Below are 25140 nucleotides of genomic sequence, written 5' to 3'. Positions count from 1 at the left end.
GGCACAAGGGTTTAGGGCAAAAGGCGCTGCCCCTACAGTTATCGTGGAAAGGAAAATTGTCATGGATTGGGCAACATTTATCTCTGATTTAAATGGCATTGAAGTAATTACCGCATTGCCCCAAGTGGCAAAACTGTCAGAGGATTACTTTCGGTTTAGCCCAATTCTAGAGCCAATCCTCAACGGCAAAGTGGGAGATATTGTCGTACGCCCGGCTAGCGAAGCAGAGGTACTACAGGTGGCGCGGGCTTGCGTGAAATATCAAGTACCCCTGACCGTGCGTGGGAGCGGTACGGGTAACTACGGGCAGTGCGTACCACTACATGGGGGAGTAATTCTCGACATCACCAAAATGCAGGCAGTGCGATGGCTCAAGCCCGGTCTAGCTTGCGTAGAACCGGGCATCAAACTAGCCGCCCTCGATAAAAAAGCCCAGGAAATTGGTTGGGAAACTCGCATGGTGCCCTCCACAGTACGCACTGCGACGGTGGGTGGGTTTATCGCTGGAGGTAGTGGCGGCATTGGTTCGATTATGTACGGTCAGCTTCGCGATCGCGGCAATCTCCGTGCCGTGAGAGTTGTCACGCTCGAAGATACTCCCAGAGCGATCGCTCTACGCGGAGACGACGTGCAAAGGGTCAACCATGCCTATGGTGTCAATGGCATCATTACCGAATTGGAAATACCACTAGCACCTGCCTATCCTTGGGCAGAGGCGATCGTGACATTTGCAGATTTTATGACAGCAGCGCGGTTTGGGCAGGCGCTAAGTAACTGCGATGGCATAATTAAGAAAATGGTCAGCATTCACGCTACACCAATCCCTTCCTATTTTGCCGCTCTCCGCAGCTATATCCTGGATGGGGCGCACTGCGCTCTGATTTTAGTCTCAGAAGCTGACTTGGATCCATTTCGTGCTTTGGTCGGCGAGTACGGCGGTAACATCTGCTATGAGAAAAATGCTCAAGATGCAAACAAAGGAACGAGTTTAGTTGAGTTCTCTTGGAATCATACGACATTGCACGCTCGCAGTGCCGATCCTTCACTTACTTATTTGCAAAGTCTCTTCCCCAACGATCCACAATTGGAGCTGGTACAGCATATGTACGGGCATTTTGGTGACGAAGTGATGATGCATCTGGAGTTTATTCGCATGAATGGAATCGCAATTCCAGCCGCAATTCAGGTGGTACGCTATTCCACGCCAGAACGTCTAAATGAGATTATCCAATATCATGAAGAACATGGTGTATTAATTGCCAATCCTCACACCTATATACTTGAGGATGGTGGCATGAAATCGATTAACTACGAACAGCTAGAATTCAAACGCATGGTTGACCCTTACGGCTTGATGAATCCGGGTAAAATGCGAGCCTGGATGGAGGTGCGTTAGTTTGCAGAACGAAGATATATCTATAACTTGTGAGGATAGCGGATGGAAGTTTTTCAAGCTCGCCTTGAGCATCTTGAAGAAGTGTCAAAGTTGTTTGACCAATATCGCATTTTCTACAAATCTTCCTCGGATTTAGAAGCTGCTAGAAAATTTCTCCAAGAGCGTTTTCAAAAAGGTGACTCGATTATATTTGTGGTCAGTAATGACGGGCGTATTGTTGGATTTACTCAGCTTTATCCCAGTTTTTCCTCAGTGTCAATGAAGCGGGTTTGGATATTAAACGATTTGTTTGTAGAGGAAACCTATCGAGGAAAAGGCCTGGCAAAGTTGTTACTGAGTGCGGCGGAAAATTTTGCGCGAGAAACAGAAGCTATCCGAATCATTTTAGCAACGCAAATTTCCAATGTTGTAGCACAAGCTCTCTATGAATTACGTGGATATACCAAGGATGAAGATTTCTATCACTATACATTATGCTTGTAGTGGCGGTATAGCAAATTGCACGCACGCAGGCCATCGATAGTTAATCGATGATGGTGCAAAGGCTATCTCCACTGTGACGACGGACAAAGTTGATAAGCCCCCGGCTTTGCCGGAGGCGATCGCATTACCAGCGCAGGAGATTGAACTGTTCCATATCTACGGTGTCGCGACTGCGATAAATCGACAGTACGATCGCCAAACCTACAGCGGCTTCGGCGGCTGCTACCGTAATGACGAATACGGCAAATACTTGACCGCGAATATTAGTGGAGTCGAGGAAGTTAGAAAATGCAAGCAAGTTAATATTAACGGCATTCAGCATTAACTCAATTGACATCAGTACTCTCACCGCATTACGGCTGGAAATCAAGCCATAGATACCGATACAAAATAAGGCTGCGCCAATAATCAAAAAAGCTTCTAAAGACATGGTTGTATTAAGCGAAAGTACTATTTATACTATGACTCCGAGCTAGAAGCGGCTAGCTGCTCGCGCGGTCTTTCCAATAGTTCTAAGGATTCCTCAGTTGCAACTGTGCCAGGCTCCTGGATGTCAGGAATGAATTCGCGACGGGCGAGGATAATTGCACCGATGAGGGCAACCAAAAGCAGGATGGAAGCCAGCTCAAATGGTAGCAGGTAATCCGTAAAGAAGTGCTTGCCCAGCAACACCAGAGTTGAAGGCAAGACCGCAACTACCGGAGTTAATTGCCAACCCGTAGAGGTAATCATCACAGTCAGCAAAGTAAATAGTGCCAAGCATACAACCGCCGTTACCCCATTACGCAGCAGGCTAGACTTAACTTCTTTATAGGGCTGGCGCTTGTTCACCAACATAATGGCAAACAGAATCAGAACGTTCACTGCACCAACATAAATCAATACCTGTGCCGCAGCAACGAAATCAGCATTCAGCAGAACGTACATGCCAGAGATGCTAATAAACACTGCCCCCAGTAAAAAGGCAGAATAAACGATATTGGGTAGTAACACCACACCCATTGCTGCCGCAGTCATCATCGCCGACAACACGATCAGAGATACGACCTGGACTCCCTCACTTAGATTCATACACTAGCTCTCCGTGCCTGATAGCTCATCAATAATTTCTTCTGGACGCTTGCCTGCCCGCTTATCAGTATGCGATACGGCATGACCTTCCATGACACCCTTAGGTAAGTAGGCTAGCTCTCGGATAGGTGTCACCATCGGATCGTCCGTTACCTTAGTGGGGAGGCGACCGAGCGCTACATTATCAAAGTTCAACTCGTGGCGATCGTAGGTGGACAGATCGTATTCTTCGGTCATGGAAAGGCAATTCGTGGGGCAATACTCCACGCAGTTACCGCAGAAAATACATACCCCAAAATCAATACTGTAGCTCTTCAGTTCTTTCTTTTTGATTTCCGCATTAAACTCCCAGTCTACGACGGGTAAGTTAATTGGGCATACTCGCACGCAAACTTCGCAAGAGATACACTTGTCAAACTCAAAGTGAATGCGCCCGCGAAATCGTTCAGAGGGGATCAGCTTTTCGTAAGGATACTGCACGGTAATGGGACGACGGCGCATGTGGTCGAACGTAACCGACATCCCTTGACCGATATACTTGGCGGCTTGAACTGCATCCTTGGCGTAGTCGCCTACTTTATTGAGAAATTTCAGCATAATGCCTCTATTTGTGAATCTTATGAATCTTTTTTAGATCTATTAAGCAGAATATCCAGAATGCCTAAACTGGGAGGCTTAACCACCAAAGGCAGAGGGGAAACTGAGTTTCAAAGCTGCTGTGATTAATAAGTTCGCTAAGCCTACGGGAAGTAGAAACTTCCAACCTAAATCTAGTAGCTGATCGATCCGTACGCGCGGCACAGTCCAGCGCAACAGAACCGCCAGAAACACAAAGGCATATGCTTTTAGCAGCGTCATGGTAATCCCCAGGGAAGCGGCAATAATTTGCCACCAGGGCGTACCTTCACTCACTCCTAAATAATTGGCAATAGTATCGATGGGGAAAGGTAGTTCCCATCCGCCCAGATACAAAACTGCCACCAAAAGACCAGCCAGGAATAGATTGGCATAGGAGCTACCATAAAACAGCATGAAGTTAATGCCCGAATACTCAGTTTGATAGCCCGCCACCAGTTCTTCTTCTGCTTCTGGCAAGTCAAAGGGCAAGCGTTCGCATTCCGCCAGTGCCGCGATTAAAAAGATGACAAAGCCAATTGGTTGCCGCCACACATTCCACGACAAAATACCGAGATTTCCTTGCTGATTGACAATGTCAACCGTACTGAGAGAATTGGACATCATCACAACGGCGAGTACTGCCAGTGCTAGTGGAATTTCATAACTAATGGATTGTGCTGCCGCTCTTAGTCCGCCCAAGAGCGAGTACTTGTTGTTGGAGGAATAACCTGCCATTAACAAGCCAATGGGGGCAACACTGGAAATGGCAATCATGAAGAAGATGCCAGTGCCCAAATCTGAGATCAGCAGATTCTGACCAAAGGGAACGACCAAATAGCAGAGGAAGACGGATATAAATACAATTATCGGTGCCAAGCTAAATAGCAATGGATCGGCTTTGGCAGGAATTACATTCTCTTTAATGATGAGTTTGCCAACGTCAGCCAGGGGAACCAGCATCCCAAACGGCCCCATATATTCTGGTCCAATTCTTTGCTGGGCGGCGGCAGAAATTTTACGTTCCAGCCAGGTGCAAACTAAAGCGAAAATGGTTGTAACTAAGACTATAACAATCATGGGGATGGGAATCCAGATTGCCTTAGCTACCCCAGGGGTTAGCCCTAAACCAACTAAAACATCAATTAATGCTTGTTGGAGATCGATACCTGTACTCACTAGCGATCCACCTCACCCATAATAATGTCAACGCTACCTAAGATAGCCATAATATCTGCAATCTTCATGCCTCTTACCAGTTGTGGTAAAACCTGCAGGTTAATAAACCCAGGTGGACGAATCTTGAAACGCCAGGGGAAGACACTGTCTTCTCCAATCAGATAGACTCCTAGCTCGCCTTTGGGAGCTTCTACACGTACGTAGTGTTCGCCAGAGGGAACTTTAAAGGTAGGTGAGGGTTTTTTGCTAATAAACTGGTAGTCCATCGCATTCCACTCACTCTTTGGCCCAGCCAGTACGCGCTGTGCCTCCAAGTTTTCATAGGAGCCGCCTGGTAAAGCTTTTAGGGATTGCAGCACGATTTTTGTCGATTCGCGCATTTCCCGCACTCGTACAAAGTAGCGAGCTAGGCAATCGCCACCAGTGTCCCACTGTACTTCCCAATCCACTTCATGGTAAAGCTCGTAGCGATCGACCTTGCGCAGATCCCATTTCACGCCGGATGCTCTGAGCATTGGTCCTGAAAGCCCCCAATTAATCGCATCTTCGCGCGTAATCGTGCCTACACCTTCAACCCGCTTGCGGAAGATGGGGTTGTTCGTGATCAGGCGTTCGTATTCGTCAATTTTGGGAAGTACGTAATTGCAAAAATCTTCGCATTTTTCGACCCAACCATAGGGCAAGTCGGCTGCTACGCCACCGATGCGGAAGTAGTTGTGCATCATGCGCATACCAGTGGCAGCTTCAAACAGGTCGTAGATCATCTCCCGTTCTCTAAACACGTAGAAGAAGGGAGTTTGCGCGCCAATATCTGCCACAAACGTTCCCAACCAGAGCAGGTGGGAGGCAATCCGACTTAGTTCCAGCATAATCATGCGAATGTAGCTAGCGCGTCTGGGAATGGGTACGTCTGCCAGCTTTTCGGGGGCGTTGACGGTAATCGCCTCGGTAAACATAGTAGCGAGGTAGTCCCACCGCGTCACATAGGGCAGGTACTGCACGATCGTGCGGTTTTCGGCTATTTTCTCCATTGCTCTGTGCAAATAGCCCAAAACTGGCTCGCAATCCACGATATTTTCGCCGTCAAGCGTTACCAGGAGTCTAAGTACGCCGTGCATGGATGGGTGATGTGGCCCCATGTTAATTACCATGCGTTCGGCTTTGGTCTCGATCAACATATAAGCGCGATCGCCTCTCAACAGTTAATGTGCAGTTTGGAATACAGGTTTAATATGAAGGTCAAGAAATTCTCAAAAATGTTGATATTCCTTAACACTCTTTAGTATATCGTCATGGCGTAACTTCGCGTATATTCGATTTTGTAGACTGTGGTTTATTTTACCGATACTTAACATAGATGCAAATCTATAATGGCTTAAATACTCGCGATCGCTTAAACTGAGGAATTGAGTATTAATTTAGCGAAATAATTTAAGTTAACAAAATGGGCGAAATGACGAACGCGATGATCTTACCAATGGTTTTAACTTTGGTAGGTATTGGATTTGGCTACTTCTTGCTAAAGCTGCAAGGCGCAAAAGAGTAATGAATTTCTTTTCTTAAAAACCGCAAGGGCTTTGCCCTTGCGGTTTTTAAGTGGCTAAAGATTATTAATCCAATCGCGTATGAGGGCATTTACCTGTTCCGGCGACTCGTCATGGGGACAGTGTCCGGCAGGTAAGTAATGCTCCACGATCGCAGGATAATATTCACGGAACTTTGCCGATCTGGCTTTTGCATTCATCCAGGGGTCGCCCTCGCCCCAGATGCTCAGAAGCGGACAGGTCATGGCTTGCAATAACTCATCTACTTTTTTGCCCTGCGGTGTTGAAAACACGGATGCAAATACTTTCACTGCACCTGGGTCGCAGGAAGGGCGATAAATTTCTTCCACCAGGCGGTCCGTAACTGCTGTGCGATCGACATAAACCTTGCTGAGGGTTTTGCGGATTTGCGATCGCTGTCTTACGAATTGAAATAACAAAAAGTTAGCCCAGGACTGCTTCAGGATTGACTGTGCTAGCTTACCGATAGCTTTTTGCACGGGACTAACTTGCTTGGCTCCTAGAGGATTGGTGTTGGTGAAGGGGCCCGCACTATTGAGCAAAATAATACCTGCAACCGATTGGGAATATTCAGCCGCCACGCATAGACAGGCATAGCCTCCCAGAGAATTGCCAGCTAAAATTGCAGGCCGTTTAATTACGGTTTGGATAAAGTCGTGAAGCTGTTCGCGCCATAGATCGCCACTGTATTGCCAGTCCGGTTTAGCCGATCTACCAAACCCCAGTAAATCGATCGCCCACACGTCAAAATTTTGACTTAACTCGATAATATTCTTGCGCCAGTGATCGGTGGAAGCACCGAAGCCATGCACCAGGAGCAAGGGCGGATGCTTATGACTATCGCCGACACGGACGTAGTAAATATCTCGATCGCGCCATTGCCAGTATTGACCGGGAATAGAGGTTGTTGCAGTAGCAATCATGATACAAAGTTAATTTTTAGTCCTGTTACATATCTTTACATATATAATACTTGCTTATACCAATTTGTTCTGCAATACCAATTCTCTCAATTAAAACTACACATTAGCGAAAGGGGGCGTGGGGGACAACCTCCCCCATAAGGGGGCGCAGCCCCCTTAACCCCCATCCGTAGCCACAATTTTTAGATTTGGTATAACTTTAACTCTTTAAAATTGGTATTAGATTAGGATTGCGATCGCGTTCAGATTGTGACATATACAGAAATCCTTACGCAGACTAATAACTTAAATAATTGATATATATGAACCCCACCAAAAGAACTAGACCCAACACCCAGAGCTTAACCGTACAATTACTGCGTGAAGGGATAGTTGAGTCCGTACACTGCGCTCAAGCAGTGGTCGCAGATACAAAGGGGCGAATTTTGTCAGTGGCAGGAGATGCGCAAACAGCTACTTTTGCGCGATCGGCACTCAAGCCATTTCAAGCGATCGCCGTTTCCGTGACTGGTGCCCAGGAAAGATTTAACTTATCCGATGTGGACTTGGCTATTATTTGCAGTTCCCACCAGGGAACGATTCAACATGCACGGCAGGTATTTAATATCCTCTGGCGCTGTGATGTCGAGCCAAGTGCCTTGCAATGTCCAATTCCTCCCAATGGCAAGAGCGCGCTGCAATACAACTGTTCTGGCAAGCACGCAGGTGCGATCGCAGTTTGCGTGCAGCAGGGTTGGGAAATTTCCACTTACATGAATCGCCACCATCCCGTTCAGCAATTGATTCTGGAGAAAATCGCCGAGCTATTGCAAATGCCGCCTGCGGAATTTATTCACGCCCACGATGACTGTGGTGTTCCTACTTATTTGCTGGAAATAGGACAGATGGCGCATCTCTACGCCCAGTTATCCGCCCATAACCAACTACATTTAGAACGAATTGCTCGCGCCATGATTCGTCATCCTGAGATGGTAGCAGGAGATGGAGAATTTGATACGGAGTTGATGCGCTTGAGTCAAGGCGAACTGGTCAGTAAGTCTGGAGCTGAAGGAGTGCAGTGTATCGGTCGCATTGGGGAAGGAATGGGATTAACCATCAAGGTGATGGATGGGGCGAAGAGAGCAAAACATGCCGTGGCTATTCATTTACTCAGGCAACTGGGTTGGATTTCACCCGCGATCGCCGAAAGCCTTGCTGAATCTTTTACAGTCTTGGGACAATACAACCGCCTGGAAGTGCTGGGAGAGCTATCCATTCCATAGCATTCCTGCAAGTCTAAATGTGTGGTTCTTGACAAGGATTTATAGGTTTGTGATAGAGTGCCAGAAGCGTTCATCTAAGCGAAAATCATGATTTCATTCAAGAATTCTCGACTGGATAGCCTGAAGGCGAAGATTAAATCCTCAGTAAATAATATACTCTTTAGTCCTGCTAACCTTGAACGTCTGAATAAACTAGTTGAAGGGAAGATAGATCGCATAATCGAGCAAAAGATAGCGGATATCTTTGCACAAAACTTTACCACCTTAGTGCAAAACGAACCGTCATTAATTGGCAAATTCTTTTCCGCCCAAAAGGATTTAAATTACTACGTTCAGGAGAACCCTCAATCTTCGAGTCCGACAAACGATGGCCTCCCCATACCTCCATGGCACCTACGGGAAGGCTATGGCAATTCAGATGCAACTTATTTAGAATGGGGTAAGCAGCATATTGATAATATGGTCGGTATTCTTGCCAAGGATGGATTTGAGTTTACAGAGGGTCAAAGCATCATGGAATTTGGCTGTGCGGCAGGGCGCATGTTGCGGTGGCTTGTAGATCGATCGAACCATTCCGAACTCTGGGGGTGCGATCTCAGTGCCGAACATATTCTCTGGTGTCAGCAAAACCTATCGCCGCCTTTCAACTTTCTAACGACTACTGCCGCCCCTAGCCTGCCTTTCTCCGACTGCTACTTCGATTTGATCTATGCTGGTTCTGTATTTACGCATATTGGCGAACTCACAGATGCCTGGCTGTTAGAACTCAAGAGAATTCTCAAACCATCTGGCAGGCTCTACATCACCGTACATGACCAAAATACGATTCGGATTTTACAAGAGCAGCCAGATCGTGCACTTGCTCAGCTTCTCAGGGAATGGGATGCCAAAGTCAAATTAACCTCAACCAACTTTGAGGTCTTTTACATTAATAGCTCGCCTAGAGGAGGGCAAATTTTGCAAGTTTTCTACAATAATGATTATTTAAAGCAAAAACTCTCTCGTTTGTACGCTTTGAAGTCAGTCAATGAAGAAGCGTACGGCTATCAAACCGCCATCCTATTGCAAAAGCGATGAGAGGTGATAGCGATATTTACACCTATTTCCCTTTAGCAGCACCACCACGACGGGGATCGACTCCGCCAATAAGTCCTCGATCGCTCACAAGAATTGCATGGGAACCGCTAGTTTGCTTGGCTACGTCTATAGTATGACCCAGCGATTCTAAACCTGGTTTCAGCATGGTAAAATCCGTACCCTCTTCCAGTTCTGTGGCACTGTTACGGTTGCCAAAATTGGGCAGCGAAACTGCTTGCTGGCTGTCTAGTTTCCAATCCAGAACTGCCACTAATGCTTTAGCAACATAATTGATGATTCGCGAGCCACCAGCAGAGCCAACTACAAAGACTAACTTCCCTTGCCGATCGAACACCAGGGTTGGAGCCATGGAACTTCTGGGACGCTTTCGGGGTTCTACACGATTTGCGATCGCTTTACCATCATTTGTAGTGGGAGAAAAAGAGAAATCCGTCAGTTGATTGTTCAGTAGGAAACCTCGCACCATTAGCCGCGAACCGAAGTTATCTTCAATACTGCTGGTCATGGATATGGCATTACCAAAGCGATCGATAATTGCCATATGGCTAGTGGAAGGGAACTCTAAAGCATTGCCATATCCCCATACAGAGAGCGGTGTTGCAGGAATTTGCCCAGGTTGTACTACCATCATGGCTCGGTTTGGATCGATTAATTTGGCACGGTTATTCAGGTATGTGGGATTAATTAATTCATCGACTGGCACGGGGACAAAATCTGAGTCCGCGATATACAGTCCCCGATCCGCATAGACTAGCCGCCCTGCTTCGGCAAATAAATGCACGGCTTCTACCGATTGTGGTTTGAGCCGATCTAATCGGAAATTATTCAGTATTCCTAACATTTGCAAGACTGCGATTCCGCCAGAGCTAGGCGGCCCCATCCCACAGATTTTGTAAATTCGGTATGCTCCACATACGGGCGATCGCTCTTTGGCCTGGTAAGTTGCTAGATCGCTTAAGGTTAAATCGCCAGGTACGGTGGCGGTTTGGGTGGCAGCTACGATATCTTTCGCAATTTCACCTTCATAAAAAGCAACAGCTCCAGATTTGGAAATTTGGCTTAGAACTTCCGCATAGGGAAGATTGACCAGAATTTTCCCCACAGGCTTGGGAGTGCCATCCAGTTTGTAAAAGTAGTTTCGAGCTGCTTGCTGCTTTCGTAGATATTTATCCTCACTGAGTAGAGCGTTCAAACGGAGTGAGATGGGAAAGCCCTTTTGGGAGAGTTGGATTGCCGGTTGAAACAGTTGCCGCCAGGGTAACTTACCGTGTGACTGATGTGCCATTTCCAGCATACGTAATATGCCAGGGACACCTACAGATTTGCCTCCCACAACCGCGTCATAGAACTCTAATGGCTTGCCATTTTTATGCAGAAAACGGTTGGGTTGCGCTGTAGCGGGGGCAGTTTCTCGACCATCGAAGGTGTGAATCTGCTTGCTTTTGGCATCATAATAAACTAGGAAACCTCCACCCCCAATACCAGAGGCATTTGGCTCCACCAAGCCCAAGACTAATTGAACGGCGATTGCGGCATCAATCGCATTTCCGCCGCGTTTAAGAATATCGCTTCCTACTGATGCAGCGATTGGGTTGGCTGCTACTACCATATACTTCTGCGTATGAACGGCTTTGCGTTCGATGCGATCGCTCCCAGTCTCAGTTTCAACCTGAGCTTGCCCCATCCCTAAAGGCAAGATCGCAGTGAGAACCAGAACAAATATCAAAAAGAAATGTAAAAATCTGCGTCGAAACATAAGCGGTTCTCTCCATCCCTAATAATATCATTTCGATTCGCCATAATTTCTGTCGATCGCTTGTTTATGTCTGAATCTATGGGATGGCGATCGCCTATCTCCGTGCAGATTTATGGAAAGGCGATCGCTCTTTGACATTAGAATTCGATTACTGAGGCCATGCTGGCGATCGCCCTTTATAGGTAATCACCAACAGGATGTCTTCAAACTGCTCTTTGGTAAACAACTCCCGCATTTGGGGGTTGTCTGGGAAAGAGAGCTCCCATTCACCGAATGGAGATTTACCGATCGTTGCAGTCCAGCTACTGGCATTGCCGCGACGGGTGCTGATGATATCATCAATGGATGTCGCCGCTCCGCCCACTTTATCCGTACTGCCATCTGCAGTGAAGGAGAACCTGCTGACCTCGACCGTTTGGTAGGTTGCGTCGCGCGATCGCACAAAATACATCACAACCTGTTGGATGCTGAGATCATCGAGATTCGGTGGGAAGTCTTCACGCAGTGTCTTGAATTTGACCGTCAGAGGTGTGACAGTTTTATTGGGATTATGCAGGTCGTACCACTGGTCGGGGAATTGACTGCGGAGACTGATGGGGCGATCGGCACTGAAGTCTGGATTCAGAGACTTGATTACTTGCTGGCGATAGTCTAAACTACTCAATGCCGTGTACTCAATTGTGACCAGCACATCTGCAATCGTGCTGAAGTCGAATGGATTAGCAGCCTTGGGCATTTGCAGCTCCCAGGTCGTATCTACACCCATGCTCTCAAATGGTAGCAACATTTCTGTTTCTCGCTCCAGTTCAAATAGACCCGTAGCATTGCTGGGGGAGGTAAAGGCAATCTGTTCCGGATCGCGCCGCACCACAATTGTCTGGAACAAATCCCCACCCACAACCACGCGGGATAGACCGGAGGTGGTGAGAGTGGCACGAATTCCCCGAGTTGGCGGAGTGAGGGCAATCACCGATATGCGTATGCGCTTGATCAGGCGCAGGTAATGACCGGGGAAGTCGCGATCGAATAGCTCCATAGGCGTGGCAAACAAAAGCCGACCCGTCTCGCGAAAGCGCTGGAACTCGATGGGAGCCAATTGACTTAGGGAGAAGGTTTGTGTGAGTTGCAATTTGCGCCTGTTGGTCTCGAATGCATACTGATCCAACTGGAAGATATCCTGCAAGAGACGAGCGGAACCAGTTAAACCACGGCGATCGCGTTGATTCTCTGTTCCAGAGACTGTCCCTGACTCACCAGGAGTTTGCCAGTAATCAGCCTGGATGAATGCAGGTGGATTTTCCTGACGCTCAAAGGCGAGCTGGTTTTCGGCAAGCTGTGCCATCGCGGTTGCTTGCTGCAAGAAATAGCTGTAGACCCGCTCCAGAATGCCGCTCATCCACTCATAGAGTTCAGCATTGGTAAACTTGTTTGCCAGGAATGCCAGCGTGTCTTCGGCAAAGTCCGCTTGCATTCCAGCGATAAAGCTTTCCTGCTGCACAACGCGCACCTGATCCTGAGCGATCTCGATCTGCTGATCGCCAATAATTTCATCCTGCCGAGACAGATCTCGCTGGAAACGCCATTCCTGTTCGCGTCGTTCGTAGCTGGCATAGGTTTCCAGAATGGAAGCAGTAGTTGAAGCTGCTTGTGCTAGTGAAGAAGCCATTGCACCTAATGATGCACCCGGATCGCCGAATAAACCGAATGTAAAAGCCGCTTTCACTCCGTTCAAAATGGCATCACCACCATAAATAATGCCTGCTGAAGTATGTAAGACAGCCGCCGCAACCATGAAACCGATCGCTGTTTGTTCTAAACCTATCAGCCCTTCATCAATTAAGCCATCATAGTGGTTAGTCTGAATTTGCGATCGCTGCTGCTGTAGTTGGGCGAGTGTGACCCCGCCTTCTGCTTCTGTAATCCGCAAGTCTTGCAGCCTTACTCCCGCACGTGACAGTTGCATATCATGCCGAGCCTTGAGCAGGTTGTACGACTCAGCATCCAGTTTTTCAAGCGCCGCTAGGAAAGCTGCTTCGATTTGCTGGGCAATGGTCACCAGTTGTTTAGCTCGCTCAATCAACACCGCATAACGATAGGATGTTGGCCGCAGGGTGGTTGGTTTGGGAATGTTGAGTTGACCGTTGCTAGTGAGAACTGGCGAGCCGTTAAGTGTGCCAGCTTGGGTCACCAAAGTACCAGACTGGCGTTCTAGACCCGCGATGTTGCGACCATTACGCAGCTTGAACAGGTTCAATTCGGCATGGAGTTTCAACGACTGCAGGACTGGATTGGGTGGAAATGGGTTGGCTGGAGTGTTGGGGCTGCCGATCGGAGGTTGCATTTCTGGCTGGCTCAGCAACTCCAGGGCACTCACATAGAGGGAACGGGCGCGGGGAAGGGATTCATTCGTGCTGCGCGTGAACTCTGAGTCAGCGAAGTCTAGGAAGCAACGGATTAACGACATCAGCGAGAATCGTGTATAAACATTTGCCCGTTTGGAAGCAATATCATGGGGATTCAGTCCCTGGATTAACCAGTCATCAGCGCGGCTGAAGTCGGTGGTTAAGTTTCCTTCTAGGGTTAGACCGCGGTAAATTTTGCGCTGGTTGACTGGCAGGTTATAGGCATAAACCGTTTGTAACCAGTCCAGCGATGCCAGATACTGACTGGATTTCTGTAACTGTAGCCCTAATGCCATGGGAACGAAATAGAATACCTCCCACAGATATTTCGAAGCTTGGTAGGGATTGGTAACCATGCCAAAAAGACCTTGAATCAATGTTTGGCGCTGTATAAGCTCTGTTTCTGATAGCTGATCGGTAATTTTGAATGCTGTGTTTTTCAACTCGGCTGGCAGGTCTGAATGCTGAACCCGTAAGGTATCCAAGTAGGTTTGAGCTTCTGTGCGTGCCTGGGCAGGCGTAAGGCGCAGATTGTCCCGCAGATTAGTAATCAGGGTGTTGAACGCAGGAGTGCGGCTGAGAGCTTGATTAGGGTTTTGATTTTGACTAGGACGCAGACTAGGCAGCAAGTAGTTTTCGGGATAGCCAAAGACAAACATGGATGCCCGCCAGGTGGCATAGGCTCCCATCCATTGCCACTCCTCATCAAATTTGGACTCTGTATAGCCGTTGGCAGGATTGAGTACCCAACTGGCTGCTGGGTTAGTGGTTCCTAACACAGGCGGCGTATTAAATTGCCCCATGCGTGCGGAAAAGAGAATCGCTTGTGCGGTCTCAAGCGCCTGCTCAATGCGGGTAATCTTCTGGTTACCGCTACTTTTGCAGTCGATCGCTAATTCTTGTGACAATCGATTTGCCACTTCGTCCAAGGAGTCTAGCTTTGGATCGTTTGCATTTAGCAAATCATTCACCAGGGCATCCCGCAGTACGGGTAATGTGGCGGCTTCAGTGGCATCAACAGCCACTTGTAGTGCTTCGACAACGATCTGCTCTTGCTGCATACGGGCGGTGAGAACATCTTTCCAGGTTAGACGGGCTTGCTGGGTGGCTCTCCATTGCGGCAATGCTGTAGGAGGTGTGGCATCGGGTAGCTGGAAGTAATCCGGCCCCAGAGTAAGAGTTCCTTCCTGTTGCCGCCAGGTAGCAGACTGGCGCAGTTTCTGAACCTGCACCAGAATGGCATACACATCTGCCCATTCTTCATCCAAAATCGTGCCAGCAACAGCCAGATTCCGAACGTACATGAGATGGCGGAAGGGTTGGAGTGCGATTTGTTTTGCCTTGAGTTGAGCATCGATGTTATTGCCCCGCTTTTGCTCCTCGGCTAAAGCGACTAAGGCAGCAATGGGGCCTAATAGATCGGAGACAATGCGATCGAATCCAGCCAGAGGAGTTGCTTGTGCCTCACGGGTGGCTTCGATCGCTGCAAGTTGGTTGGCTAACTGCTGCTGTCTTGCTTTCCACAGATCGTAGGCCGGATTACCGGGAACCGGATCTTTGAGATCGCTCTCACCAATGACATCTGGATCAATGATGGGAAGGGGAGTTCCCACGTCAGACTGAGCAGTATTATCTTGCTGTTGCCACTGAGCGCGGAGATGTTCTTTCTGCCAAACAAGCAGCTCTGGCACTGGCAGCACACCAGTTGTTAAAGGGTCGCGAGTTGTATCCACTAAACCAAAGAGACGCTCTAGAACTGCTTCTGTAATTTGATTGGGTTGCAGCAGCAGCCGATCTAAACGGTCTGGGCGGACTGGGGTCAGTTCAATTCCCATGCGGCTAGCCAGCGCTTTACGAGTTTTCTCATCACCTATCCGTGTTAACCGCAGTTCTTCATAAGATGTACCCAGATTCCTTAAGAGAATTTTGTAGGCAGATTGACGGTAGTTAGTTTCTGCATTAGCGGGTGTGCTACGATTATTCCGAGCAAAGTAGCGACGCAGAACCTCAAGGCAAATCCGCACCTGATGCACAGACTGATTTGCGACTAAACGAGCGTTGGGGGTGGCCAGTACGTCAAGCGGTTGGAGGAAGGTTTGAGCCAACTGTGGCACGGTAATTAGGGGGCTAGCGGCAGCAGCAGCAGTTTTGATCCGACGGGTTGCGAATAGCAGCAGTTCATCCAAATACGTTGCTTGACTAAAGATTGCCAGAGGATCTTTGGGGATAAAGGGTAGAAGAATATTAACGGAGCGGGTTTTGACAGTCGGATTCCCAGTTTGTGTGGTTTTGTCCTTTGCCCGAAAGCTGACGGTGCGATTGCCCGCCGTTGTCATGGGAATTGACACGCGCCAGGTAGACCAATCATTCGCCGCCTTGGGAATAGCTGGTTTATACTGGTTCAGACCATCCACATCCCATTCCACAATCGATACGCCAGTTTGGGTATCTATTGCTGTGCCTTGGAACTCAACGGTTACGGTGCCATTTACCAACGTGAACTCCGCACCCTCCAACGGACTAACGATTTCTAGCACCGGCGGAGTTGAGTCAACCGCGACGATCGTGATGGTTTGGGTAGCGCTGAGATTTCCAGCTCTATCCCGTGCCCGTACCGATACGGTATAGGAACCCAGTCCTGGCACGGTTACGGTTGATGCCCATGTAGTTGTTCCGCTAGCCCGAACAAACGCGCTATTGCCAAGTTGCCACTCAACGAAGTCTACCCCTGATGCTGGATCGTTAGCCGTTCCTTGGATGATTGCCGTATTCGTAGATGTCGTGATGGTGGATGATTGCACGGTTAGGGTGGGTGGGGTGCGATCGATCGTTACAGTTTGGGTATCTGTGGCTGTACCGATCAGCGTGCCACGGGCTGCAGTTACCTGTGCTGTGATTATCTGCGTCCCCCCCAACGTCGTGCCGGTGGTAAAATCCCAACTGGTCCAACTGCCACCGGGGCCGGTGGGTGTGGCTTGTTGAAACGTGCCACTGTCCCCTACACGAACTGCAACATTAGTAATATCGCCGTCCGCAGGAAATTCTACTTCTTCATCAGACCCAGTATTCTTCTCTAAATAAATGCAACTCGCATTTCCGCTAACTGTAAAACTTGAGTCAATAACTGCATTACTGGCGGGTGATGTAATGTTAATTGACGGAATTAGGGATCTGATGATTCCGATTCGAGCAATTGGTGCAATGTTAATAGTGTTATCCATGATTTTCCTCTTATGTGATTGAATGTCTCGTTGATGTTTATGCCGTTTCAGGGAAGGGCGATCGCTCCTCACATTTTTTGCATAAATCACTTCGAGCATTGTTTGAGTATTGAGTAGAGCGATCGCTTTACCCTCTCAAGTAGGGTGGGCATTGCCCACCCTACTCTTACTCTACTGTTACTGTCTCAGAAGACGATCGATTATCTCTAGTCTTCTGTCGTACACTTCCAGTGATTGTCTGAGCTTCTCGGCAGTTAGCCTCGTTGTTATAAGCTTGGCTTCATATTCTTTCAGTGTTTCCTTCGTGATCCCTTTTGGCAGTGTGATTTTTTCGCCGCCCCTAAGACGATTTAAAGTCGCTTGTGCGCCTTCCTCACCTTGCCCCCAGATTGACAGTAACGCTTCCGACTCTTTTGACAGCCTATTTGCTCCCGGCGGCAGTTGCAGAGGCGGCTTCTTAAAAGGCAGCATTTTAATGAACTTGCCAAAACCCTTCTTAAACCATCCTCCTATTTTCTGAAATGCCTTTTTGATGGCTCCTCCAGCCACAGTGAAGGCTGCTAGTGCTATAGTTAATAACTTTGCCGCTGTACCAGTAATGAAGCCACTCTTACTTCCAATAGGAGAGCCGGAAGTATCTGAATCTTTACTGGGACTCTTTTTTGCCAGACTTTCTGGATCGAGAATCAAAGAAGCTACACTAGTAACAACGTCCAGCTCCGATCCAGATTTTTGCTTTGGACTACCAGTGATGCCAGATAAGTCGTTGTCTTTGAAAGCCTCTGATATAATTGCACGAGCTCCTAACTTTGCTATTTCTCTTTCTCCTTCTTTCCCAGGCGGAAGACGGCTTACAGTGCCATGTACAAACCATGACTGGCCAGTCCATTCAACAGATCCTTCAATAAACCATCCTTTCTGTGCTGCAATATATTTGACCTGATCTTGAGATTCCTTCCCTGTAAATTTGTATCTAAAGTAAGTAGTGAGTTGCGGTACATCACCTTCCGTGCCAGATGGATCGTTTAAACCAATGGGATTGTTGGACACATAGCTATATATATTCAGCCCATCCGCCATCCCTGAAGGATCGCAACTCACCCACCTCACCAACCACGGTGCGTAATATCTTGCTGCATGATAATTCAGCCCACTCTCCTCATCTCGTTCCTTCCCTGTATATCGATATCGCTTTCTCCCAAAGCTGCCAAAACTCGTCTCTCCGTAGGGTATATACTCCTCACGGTTAACCCACTCCCCATCACTTCCAACCACCACATTGCTACTCCCCAAATGGTCGCCCAAATGGTACTTCACTGCAGGAGTCGTATCGTCAGGGAAAGGATTGCCAATCCTCACTAAGGCAATGCGAGACTTGTCGTCTGGGATTGTTGGACACATAGCTATATATATTCAGCCCATCCGCCATCCCTGAAGGATCGCAACTCACCCACCTCACCAACCACGGTGCGTAATATCTTGCTGCATGATAATTCAGCCCACTCTCCTCATCTCGTTCCTTCCCTGTATATCGATATCGCTTTCTCCCAAAGCTGCCAAAACTCGTCTCTCCGTAGGGTATATACTCCTCCCGGTTAACCCACTCCCCATCACTTCCAACCACCACATTGCTACTCCCCAAATGGTCGCCCAAATGGTACTTCACTGCAGGAGTCGTATCGTCAGGGAAAGGATTGCCAATCCTCACTAAGGCAATGCGAGACTTGTCGTCCATAACGTGCAACGTATTGTTCTCATGCGTCGTACTCCCCTGCACTAATCGGTGATACTCAAACATGCCACCCACATAAACCGTCACCGTCACCTGTCCGCCCTGCTTCCGCACCAATTTCTTCACCCGCATTCCACTGGCATCGTAGAGATACTGCGCGTGAACCGAGGGTTCTGCTCCCGGCGTTTGGGTGCGAAACGCCTTGAGGCGATCGCCATAATCCCACTCAAACTGACGCGAGAGATTTTCCTGAATCAGATTGCCATTGGTGTCGTAAACATAGCGATAAACCGTTTGCCCGATCGTCACCGTATCCAAGCGATTATTGCCAGCTACCATGGCAAAATTGCGATTGCGATTCGATCCATTCATCTGATGCTGCAACTGCAACATATTTCCCATCGGGTCGTATTGATATCGCTCCGTATAGGCGCGGGTGCGCGTCAAATCCACACAACGCGGTTCGTCTGCCCAGGGTGGTGCTTCTTCGGGTGGGCGATCGCACTCCCTTCCCGTTGCCGCCAACAGCCGATAAATTGGGTCGTAATCAAATCGCCGGATTAAGGCATTCCCAGATGCCAGCAATTGCGCTAGTTGCGAATCGCTCGTCTGCGCCGCATCGGGATTGTTGAGAATCCCACTGGCAGGAGTGCGATCCTGGATATTGAGAATATTGCCGACCAAATCGTACTGGTAAGCGAAATCCTGTAATGGCGCTCCCACAGGCTGATAGCTGTCAGATCCTGGCTGAGTGTAGCTCTCCGATCGCAGCCGCAATAACCGGAAGGTGCGATCGTCATAGGCATAGCGCGTCATCACGCCATTCCCATAGGTCACCAGTACCCGTTGCCCCTTGGCACTATAGGCAATCTGCTCCACATAGATCTGACCGTTCAGCTTCACCTGAGCCAGCCCTCCTGCCCGGTTATAGACCGGCACCAGTTCCTGCCGCTGCCCCGTTACATCCTGGGGATAGCGCATCGTCTTAAAGCGGTTCAGCGCGTCGTAGGTCATCGATGTCACATAGGATGTGGCATCCAACAGCGTCTGAACGTAGATATCCAATGTCGTTCCCGTAGGCGGTTGCCAATCCACCCGAAATGCCGAGATTTCCCAGTTCCGTTGCTCTGCATTGTTAAATACAGATAGGAGAGAGGTATCACTAATTACCTGCCGCGTCTGACTCAGTGGATTGCCCTTAAAATCACAGGTAGGAACCGTTACTAATCCCGCCTCATCGTAATGCCGATATAACTTACCCAGCAGATTATTCTGCCGCGCTACCTGAGTTGTTAACCCAGACTCAGGGCGATCGCCATAGATCGAATACTCCCTTAGCGTCAAAGGTTGATTCAGCCCATCCCTGGCATAAAGACGAGTCGGGCGATGCCCTTCATCATAGGTATGCAGCACCAATGCCCCTTTACTATCCCGTTGTTCGATCGCATTGCCGATCGCATCCAACACCGTGCGCCGCACTCCGGCATCAATACTGTCCGTGCGCCAGGGGCGATTTGCCAGATCGTAAGCATAGCGAAACGCCACTCGCCCCAGCGCATCCGTTACTGCCAACAGATTGCCGCGAATGTCATAGGTCGATCGCGTCAGATACCAATCCGTTGCGGGATTGCTACCATTGCGAGCCGTCGCCTGAATTGTGCGCCCGAGGGCATCGATCGCAATGCTGGCAGGCGTATTCCAGTGCGGCTGATAGCTCGTTGCTTGTGCAGCATGGGTGCGCCCCGCATTATCATTGGCATCGTAGGTGTAGGCTTCCCAGGGAGTCGGCGTAAACTGTTCCGGCTGGGTTAAATCCGTAGGGATACCATAAATCACCCGTTGCTCCGAGCCATCAGGATTCAGCGTGCGAATTACCTGTCCGCGAGGATCGTAGTCCATCTCCGTTTTTTGTCCCATTTGCGATTCAGTGGGAGCCATATAGTTCCATCCCACTGAGTAGAAGGGTTCAAATTTCTCAATCACCCGCCCTTTGTTATCGTAAATTTGCCAACCGCTGACCGCGACATTAGGCTGGAGGCGATCTCCATTACGCTGTCCCACAAATGCCTGACGGGTAGACGCTTCATCCCCTTGGTTCGCTGGTAAAATTCCACCACCAAACACGGCATTGCCGAAACGGATTTCTTCCGATTGCGCGCGCGTTTGTAATAGCCTTCCAAATCCATCAGAATACTCGACCGTTTCGATAGTTTCATCCCTTTGTGGTAATGGGATGTCGGTTTCGGTGTCGTGGTGAATTTGCCGGATCGTCCGTACTGAAATCGGTTGCTTGCGTTCTACGAAAGCGAGGAAATCATATTCCATTCGCACGCTAGGACGCTGGCGATCGCCTTCCAGAACGTTGGACTTACCCTCGACAAACGTGGCACTCACCAACCCCAACGGCGTGAACTGGAACTTGGTGGCGTTGAAGTTCGGACCGACCACTGTTTCCGGTTGCAGCACCCTGTAGTTGTATATAGCCTGGGTCACAAGCCCCAGCGGATCGATGACGCGCTCCGGTAGCAACTCAAAGCGATCGTAGGCAATTATGGTTCTGAGTCCGAGCGGATCGTGTTGCTGCAAGACTAGCCCTCGCCCCTTGCCATTAGCACTAGTTGGTTGAAAGTCGTACAAACATGATTTCACCATCGCAAAATAACCCGTAGTCGAGATGACATTGGCACCACCCTGACGAAAGACATAACCCGCTTGGGTCGCTAGCTTGCGAAACTCCGCTGGATACTCATCCGTCCAGGCAGGTGCGCCCGGCTTGAGATAAAGCGGCTGTTCGGGAGGATTCAGAACTACCTCGCCACTGCGATAGAGATCTCGCAAGATTTCGTTGGTCATCACCAGACTGTCCGATCGCACCAGCGCCCCGTAATCGCCAAGCTGACCAAAAGGCAACCCTTGAAACGCCGCACCATCGTAAAAGTTCAGGGTTTGACCGATGATATTGCGCGCCAGCGCACCTCGCTTGACGGCATCCCAGAACTCAAACACGGAGGGATTGCCATCATTGAGAATTTCGTAGGTGGTTGTCCTGGCGACGCGATCGACCATATAGTGCCGATCGTCATCCCGTTGGGCATAGGTTGTTTCCGCGTAGGTCGCCAGGTAAGGTGATGTTGGCACACTCGTGCCTCGATAATCCCGACCCCTGGGAACGGCAACGCTCAGTTGCGATCGCAATTGACCGTAGCGATCGTAATCTTCCATGAAGCTCAGTTGCGCCATGGGGTCGTTCCCCCGTTCCCACTGGGTAGTGCGTTGCGCCAACCCAAAGGGAAAGAAGATCGATTGGCGATTTCCCTCGTCACTGGTGAGAGGAGATTCTTCTCTGACTCCTTGGAGCGATTCAGTCACTGTATAGGGGCGATCCTGAAGTTCCGAACCATCCAGGGCATAGAGTTCTGTGCGTAAGATGCTCCCCCGCAATGCTCTGATGGCATCCCGCTGTTTGCCTCGAGGTAATCCTTTGAGAAAATCGATCGTTGTTTGGGGACGAAACAGCGCCTGCGGGTCGCCCGACCAATACTCATTGCTGAAATCTAATTCTTCCCACTCACCAAACTCATCTCCTACTGGGCCTTGATGAAACCAGGTACGGGTTTCTAGGGGTGGAGAAAACTGTTTGGCTTGAACGATTTCAAAGGGGCGATCTCCATGCAATCCAACGGCATGAAAATCTGCAAAGACTTCTGTATCCCTTTGCTCGACTCGTCCAAAGCCGCGAAATTCCCGCTCTGCCCCATCCCAATAGCCATGATGATAGTGATATTCCGTCGTGAGTTTCCCTTGGGAAATCCGATCGAGTGCCTCTACCCTAGCCACCACCTGTGCCGGGAAAGGAAGCGGGGTTTTCCAGCGCGTCTGAGGCCGCTCCTCGTCCGCTAGATAAAACTGCGTGGAAGCGATATAAGCCACGCGAGTCAGAGAACCCATGTGGTTGTCCATCTCGCTTAATAAATAGGGCTTAACTCCTCCCGTGAAATCTAAAAAGAATAGATTAGAACGCGAAACTCCACTAGCATCGGCACTCCACAGGATGCCTCTAATCCCCACCCCGAACAGATCGACTAGACGCACGGCATCGATATCGGATACAGAAGGCGTACCCTTAATCTCAATCGGGTTGCTCCAGCCATTACCGCATTGGTTAATCCAAAGCGTTAACTTTCTGTTATCAACGTAAACAATATCGTCCAGACCATCGCCATCGATATCTCCAACCAGGATGCGCTTGGGATCGTAGCCATAGGGGAAGCGCGGACTATTTGTCATCACAATTTGCTTGCCCCAGTTGCCATAGCCGAGATTCGGCCAGTACTCGATTTTGCCATCATGGATTAACACAATGTTCTGCAATCCATCACCAGTCATATCCCCCAGTTTGACGCGCGGATCGGAAAAGTTAACGTTGGGGAATACTTCTAACGCTTGACGATCGACAAATCGAGTCTCATGCCAGCCCCGTTGAGGATGGTTGAAGAAGCATTCCATCCGACTGCCCGAACGAATCGCATCTGTCACGCCATCACCATTCATGTCTACTAATCTCACCTCTGGATCTTCGAGATTGAAACTAGGGGCGAATTCATAACGCTGAAAGGACTTGCGATCCCATAGTCCACCAAACCGTAATGGGAAGTAGCCAGCGGTGGTATCTGTAGTTACGAGCAGGTCAATGCGCCCATCGCCATCGGCATCGATCGTCTGCACGCCCGGATCTGCTAATTGCAAACCCGCTGGAGCGTCTCGCATCTCGCGAGGGCGATCGAATTTACCATTGCCGAGATTGCGCCAATAACGCACGGTGCCGTTCATCTCCAGAATGTCCGGCAGCCCATTACCAAACAGATCGGCCAGTTCTAGTTCTGGATTGGCAAGGGAACGAGTGGGTAAATCCTTTCCTAATACTGGAGAGAATTTACGTTCTTCCGGCTCAAACCGTGTGTAATTAAATTCTAGAGGTGGCAGAGATTCCTGTGCCTCGCCATTATGACCTGAAACCCTCACCTGACTGAGTAGAGAGACTCCATTCAATGGCAGTAATTGCCCCAAATTCCCTAGATCGCTGCGGCGATCTAGATAAATTAGTTGATAGGTGCGCACTAGCTGTTCGACCTCTGTATGGGTACGCACAACTATCTGCTGACAACGTCTACGGGTGCGGATCTCAAACCCAGCCCGATATTCCGAAAATGCATCCAGTCGGTCTTCATATTCAAACGTAACGGATATCAGAAACTTTGTTGTACCGCGATCGCTATAGTCAGCGTAGCGAATTCGCTTCAGATAAATTTGATCCCAGTGATGTGCCTCCTCTACAGCCGCATCGCGTTCGTACTCATACTCAATGCGATTGCCAAAGGGATCGATAGTTTGACTGAGCTTCCAAGCAAAGATCTTCTCGCGTTTGCTCGGATCGGCTATAACAGCAGGATCTCGCCAATCGGAATTAGCATCAATAGGACGTGGCGTACCATAAAAACTAAGCAGACCATCCTTGCTTGAGACTTGCCAAAAGTTATTATTGGCATCGTGATGGTGCTCAATGCGCGCAAACAATCCTTCCGTTCTGGGTCGATAGCGGGTAATGCCATCTGAAGTGCGAGCGATCGGGACAAGATCTTCTGCGCCCGAAAGGATAAAGATATCTTGCAAGTCATCGTAGCGAGGAATGCCCTTGGAAGTCTGACGACTGACCCCTGGTATGCTCAAGCCCCAACCAAGTCCAAACGCACCATTACCATTGCCAGTACTATAGCCAAGGCTTAACTGGGGTTGAAAGCCATTTCGGCCTGGTGGCAGAGCGATCGGAACCGTGAAGTTCCCGGTGCCCGTGTGTAGATCTGGAGAGAACTTCTCACCGATCCCCTGTAAAGCACCACCACCTTGGGGAGTTGAGATGATTTGACCGGATGTCCCTGATTTATTACTCATTTTATATTCCTTTTGAAATATCACACTTGGTAAAACCTACTCCTACCAAAGCTTTATATTGGTTCTCGAAAATCTCCTCAATTTCCTCATATAGTCAGGACTTACGCATCGTGAAAATAAAACCCAGATTTTAAGGGGTTTGGGGCAACGCCCCAATTGAGGGCGAAGCCCTCAAACTCCCCTCTATTGTTTTTTGTAGATTTGGCTGCGTAAGTCCTAATAGTCAAAGCATAGGAAATTTTATGGTCGCTGTCCGTCAGAAAAGTTCTGGAAAGTTCTGGAATAAAGATCGGAAATGATCGGATCTTAACCCTTGCGATCCTTAAGCTATAGCGGTTTTCAGATGAAAACGAGAAGGGGGTTTGGGGCGTTGCCCCCAAGAAGGGGTGGAACCCCTTCACCCCAAAAATAAAACCTGTTCTCAAGTGAAAACCGCTATATGACGGTACGATGACTATCAAGGCGGTGAACTTTTTAGAATTCAGATA

Annotated in this window: 15 protein-coding genes; 5 read left to right on the top strand and 10 right to left on the bottom strand. The window is 49.0% G+C overall.

The features are described 5' to 3' along the window. The first annotated feature begins 61 nt into the window (after nt 1-61). A complete protein-coding gene (locus PSE6802_RS0115980) occupies nt 62-1396 on the top strand; it encodes an FAD-binding oxidoreductase (RefSeq protein WP_026103336.1) in 1335 nt (444 codons plus the stop codon). Between the two features lie 42 nt (nt 1397-1438). Next, on the top strand, nt 1439-1879 hold the full coding sequence (locus PSE6802_RS0115975; protein ID WP_019501054.1) for a GNAT family N-acetyltransferase: 441 nt from the start codon (nt 1439-1441) through the stop codon (nt 1877-1879). A gap of 124 nt (nt 1880-2003) precedes the next feature. Here the strand turns inward: PSE6802_RS0115975 and nuoK are convergent, their stop codons facing one another. The 5 genes from nuoK to PSE6802_RS0115950 all read right to left on the bottom strand — a co-directional run bounded on the left by nuoK (nt 2004) and on the right by PSE6802_RS0115950 (nt 5922). After that, complete coding sequence (nuoK, locus tag PSE6802_RS0115970) at nt 2004-2309, bottom strand: NADH-quinone oxidoreductase subunit NuoK (RefSeq protein WP_019501053.1); 306 nt, start codon at nt 2307-2309, stop codon at nt 2004-2006. Between the two features lie 29 nt (nt 2310-2338). Beyond that, nucleotides 2339-2950, bottom strand: coding sequence for an NADH-quinone oxidoreductase subunit J (locus tag PSE6802_RS0115965; RefSeq protein ID WP_019501052.1), 612 nt, complete (start codon nt 2948-2950; stop codon nt 2339-2341). A gap of 3 nt (nt 2951-2953) precedes the next feature. Further along, a complete protein-coding gene (gene ndhI, locus PSE6802_RS0115960) occupies nt 2954-3544 on the bottom strand; it encodes an NAD(P)H-quinone oxidoreductase subunit I (protein ID WP_193372434.1) in 591 nt (196 codons plus the stop codon). Nucleotides 3545-3625: 81 nt separating this feature from the next. Then, nucleotides 3626-4744, bottom strand: coding sequence for an NADH-quinone oxidoreductase subunit NuoH (gene nuoH, locus PSE6802_RS0115955; protein ID WP_019501050.1), 1119 nt, complete (start codon nt 4742-4744; stop codon nt 3626-3628). Further along, on the bottom strand, nt 4744-5922 hold the full coding sequence (locus PSE6802_RS0115950; protein WP_019501049.1) for an NAD(P)H-quinone oxidoreductase subunit H: 1179 nt from the start codon (nt 5920-5922) through the stop codon (nt 4744-4746). Before PSE6802_RS0115950 ends, nuoH begins: the two co-directional genes overlap by 1 nt. Before the next feature lie 266 nt (nt 5923-6188). On the opposite strand from PSE6802_RS0115950, the gene petM reads away from it, so the two are divergent. Then, entirely contained in the window at nt 6189-6290 is a 102-nt protein-coding gene (gene petM, locus PSE6802_RS0115945) for a cytochrome b6-f complex subunit PetM (protein WP_019501048.1), read from the top strand. Between the two features lie 54 nt (nt 6291-6344). On the opposite strand, the gene PSE6802_RS0115940 is transcribed toward petM, so the two are convergent. After that, a complete protein-coding gene (locus PSE6802_RS0115940; RefSeq protein WP_019501047.1) occupies nt 6345-7232 on the bottom strand; it encodes an alpha/beta fold hydrolase in 888 nt (295 codons plus the stop codon). 302 nt (nt 7233-7534) lie between these two features. Here PSE6802_RS0115940 and PSE6802_RS0115935 point away from each other — a divergent pair, with 302 nt between their 5' ends. Both PSE6802_RS0115935 and PSE6802_RS29230 read left to right on the top strand, forming a co-directional pair. Continuing rightward, complete coding sequence (locus PSE6802_RS0115935; protein ID WP_019501046.1) at nt 7535-8494, top strand: asparaginase; 960 nt, start codon at nt 7535-7537, stop codon at nt 8492-8494. A gap of 87 nt (nt 8495-8581) precedes the next feature. Further along, the gene (locus PSE6802_RS29230) at nt 8582-9571 is read left to right on the top strand and encodes a class I SAM-dependent methyltransferase (protein ID WP_019501045.1); all 990 of its coding nucleotides are present in this window, start codon (nt 8582-8584) and stop codon (nt 9569-9571) included. Between the two features lie 22 nt (nt 9572-9593). On the opposite strand, the gene ggt is transcribed toward PSE6802_RS29230, so the two are convergent. The 4 genes from ggt to PSE6802_RS0115910 all read right to left on the bottom strand — a co-directional run bounded on the left by ggt (nt 9594) and on the right by PSE6802_RS0115910 (nt 24652). Further along, nucleotides 9594-11348, bottom strand: a complete 1755-nt coding sequence (gene ggt, locus PSE6802_RS0115925) for a gamma-glutamyltransferase (protein ID WP_019501044.1) — start codon at nt 11346-11348, stop codon at nt 9594-9596. A 148-nt stretch (nt 11349-11496) separates the two neighbouring features. Then, complete coding sequence (locus PSE6802_RS0115920; protein ID WP_019501043.1) at nt 11497-16971, bottom strand: Tc toxin subunit A-related protein; 5475 nt, start codon at nt 16969-16971, stop codon at nt 11497-11499. 177 nt (nt 16972-17148) lie between these two features. Next, nucleotides 17149-18372: an RHS repeat domain-containing protein gene (locus PSE6802_RS0115915; protein ID WP_083901712.1), complete on the bottom strand. Its 1224-nt coding sequence runs from the start codon at nt 18370-18372 to the stop codon at nt 17149-17151. Further along, nucleotides 18305-24652 (bottom strand): SpvB/TcaC N-terminal domain-containing protein, encoded by a 6348-nt coding sequence (locus PSE6802_RS0115910; RefSeq protein ID WP_026103334.1) that lies wholly within the window; start codon nt 24650-24652, stop codon nt 18305-18307. Before PSE6802_RS0115910 ends, PSE6802_RS0115915 begins: the two co-directional genes overlap by 68 nt. Between the last annotated feature and the right edge of the window lie 488 nt (nt 24653-25140).

Origin of the sequence: Pseudanabaena sp. PCC 6802 (assembly GCF_000332175.1) — a bacterium.
Classification (GTDB): Bacteria; Cyanobacteriota; Cyanobacteriia; order Pseudanabaenales; family Pseudanabaenaceae; genus PCC-6802.
Note: the sequence above shows the minus strand (reverse complement) of the source record. Positions and strands in the feature narration are given on the sequence as shown.

Bases quoted from the DNA above. Each gene is read 5' to 3' on its own strand.
- PSE6802_RS0115920 (WP_019501043.1), bottom strand. From the start codon at position 16,971: ATGGATAACACTATTAACATTGCACCAATTGCTCGAATCGGAATCATC.
- PSE6802_RS0115975 (WP_019501054.1), top strand. From the start codon at position 1,439: ATGGAAGTTTTTCAAGCTCGCCTTGAGCATCTTGAAGAAGTGTCAAAG.
- ggt (WP_019501044.1), bottom strand. From the start codon at position 11,348: ATGTTTCGACGCAGATTTTTACATTTCTTTTTGATATTTGTTCTGGTT.
- PSE6802_RS0115910 (WP_026103334.1), bottom strand. From the start codon at position 24,652: ATGAGTAATAAATCAGGGACATCCGGTCAAATCATCTCAACTCCCCAA.
- petM (WP_019501048.1), top strand. From the start codon at position 6,189: ATGGGCGAAATGACGAACGCGATGATCTTACCAATGGTTTTAACTTTG.
- PSE6802_RS0115980 (WP_026103336.1), top strand. From the start codon at position 62: ATGGATTGGGCAACATTTATCTCTGATTTAAATGGCATTGAAGTAATT.
- PSE6802_RS0115915 (WP_083901712.1), bottom strand. From the start codon at position 18,372: ATGTGTCCAACAATCCCAGACGACAAGTCTCGCATTGCCTTAGTGAGG.
- PSE6802_RS0115950 (WP_019501049.1), bottom strand. From the start codon at position 5,922: ATGTTGATCGAGACCAAAGCCGAACGCATGGTAATTAACATGGGGCCA.
- PSE6802_RS0115935 (WP_019501046.1), top strand. From the start codon at position 7,535: ATGAACCCCACCAAAAGAACTAGACCCAACACCCAGAGCTTAACCGTA.
- PSE6802_RS29230 (WP_019501045.1), top strand. From the start codon at position 8,582: ATGATTTCATTCAAGAATTCTCGACTGGATAGCCTGAAGGCGAAGATT.
- PSE6802_RS0115965 (WP_019501052.1), bottom strand. From the start codon at position 2,950: ATGAATCTAAGTGAGGGAGTCCAGGTCGTATCTCTGATCGTGTTGTCG.
- nuoK (WP_019501053.1), bottom strand. From the start codon at position 2,309: ATGTCTTTAGAAGCTTTTTTGATTATTGGCGCAGCCTTATTTTGTATC.
- PSE6802_RS0115940 (WP_019501047.1), bottom strand. From the start codon at position 7,232: ATGATTGCTACTGCAACAACCTCTATTCCCGGTCAATACTGGCAATGG.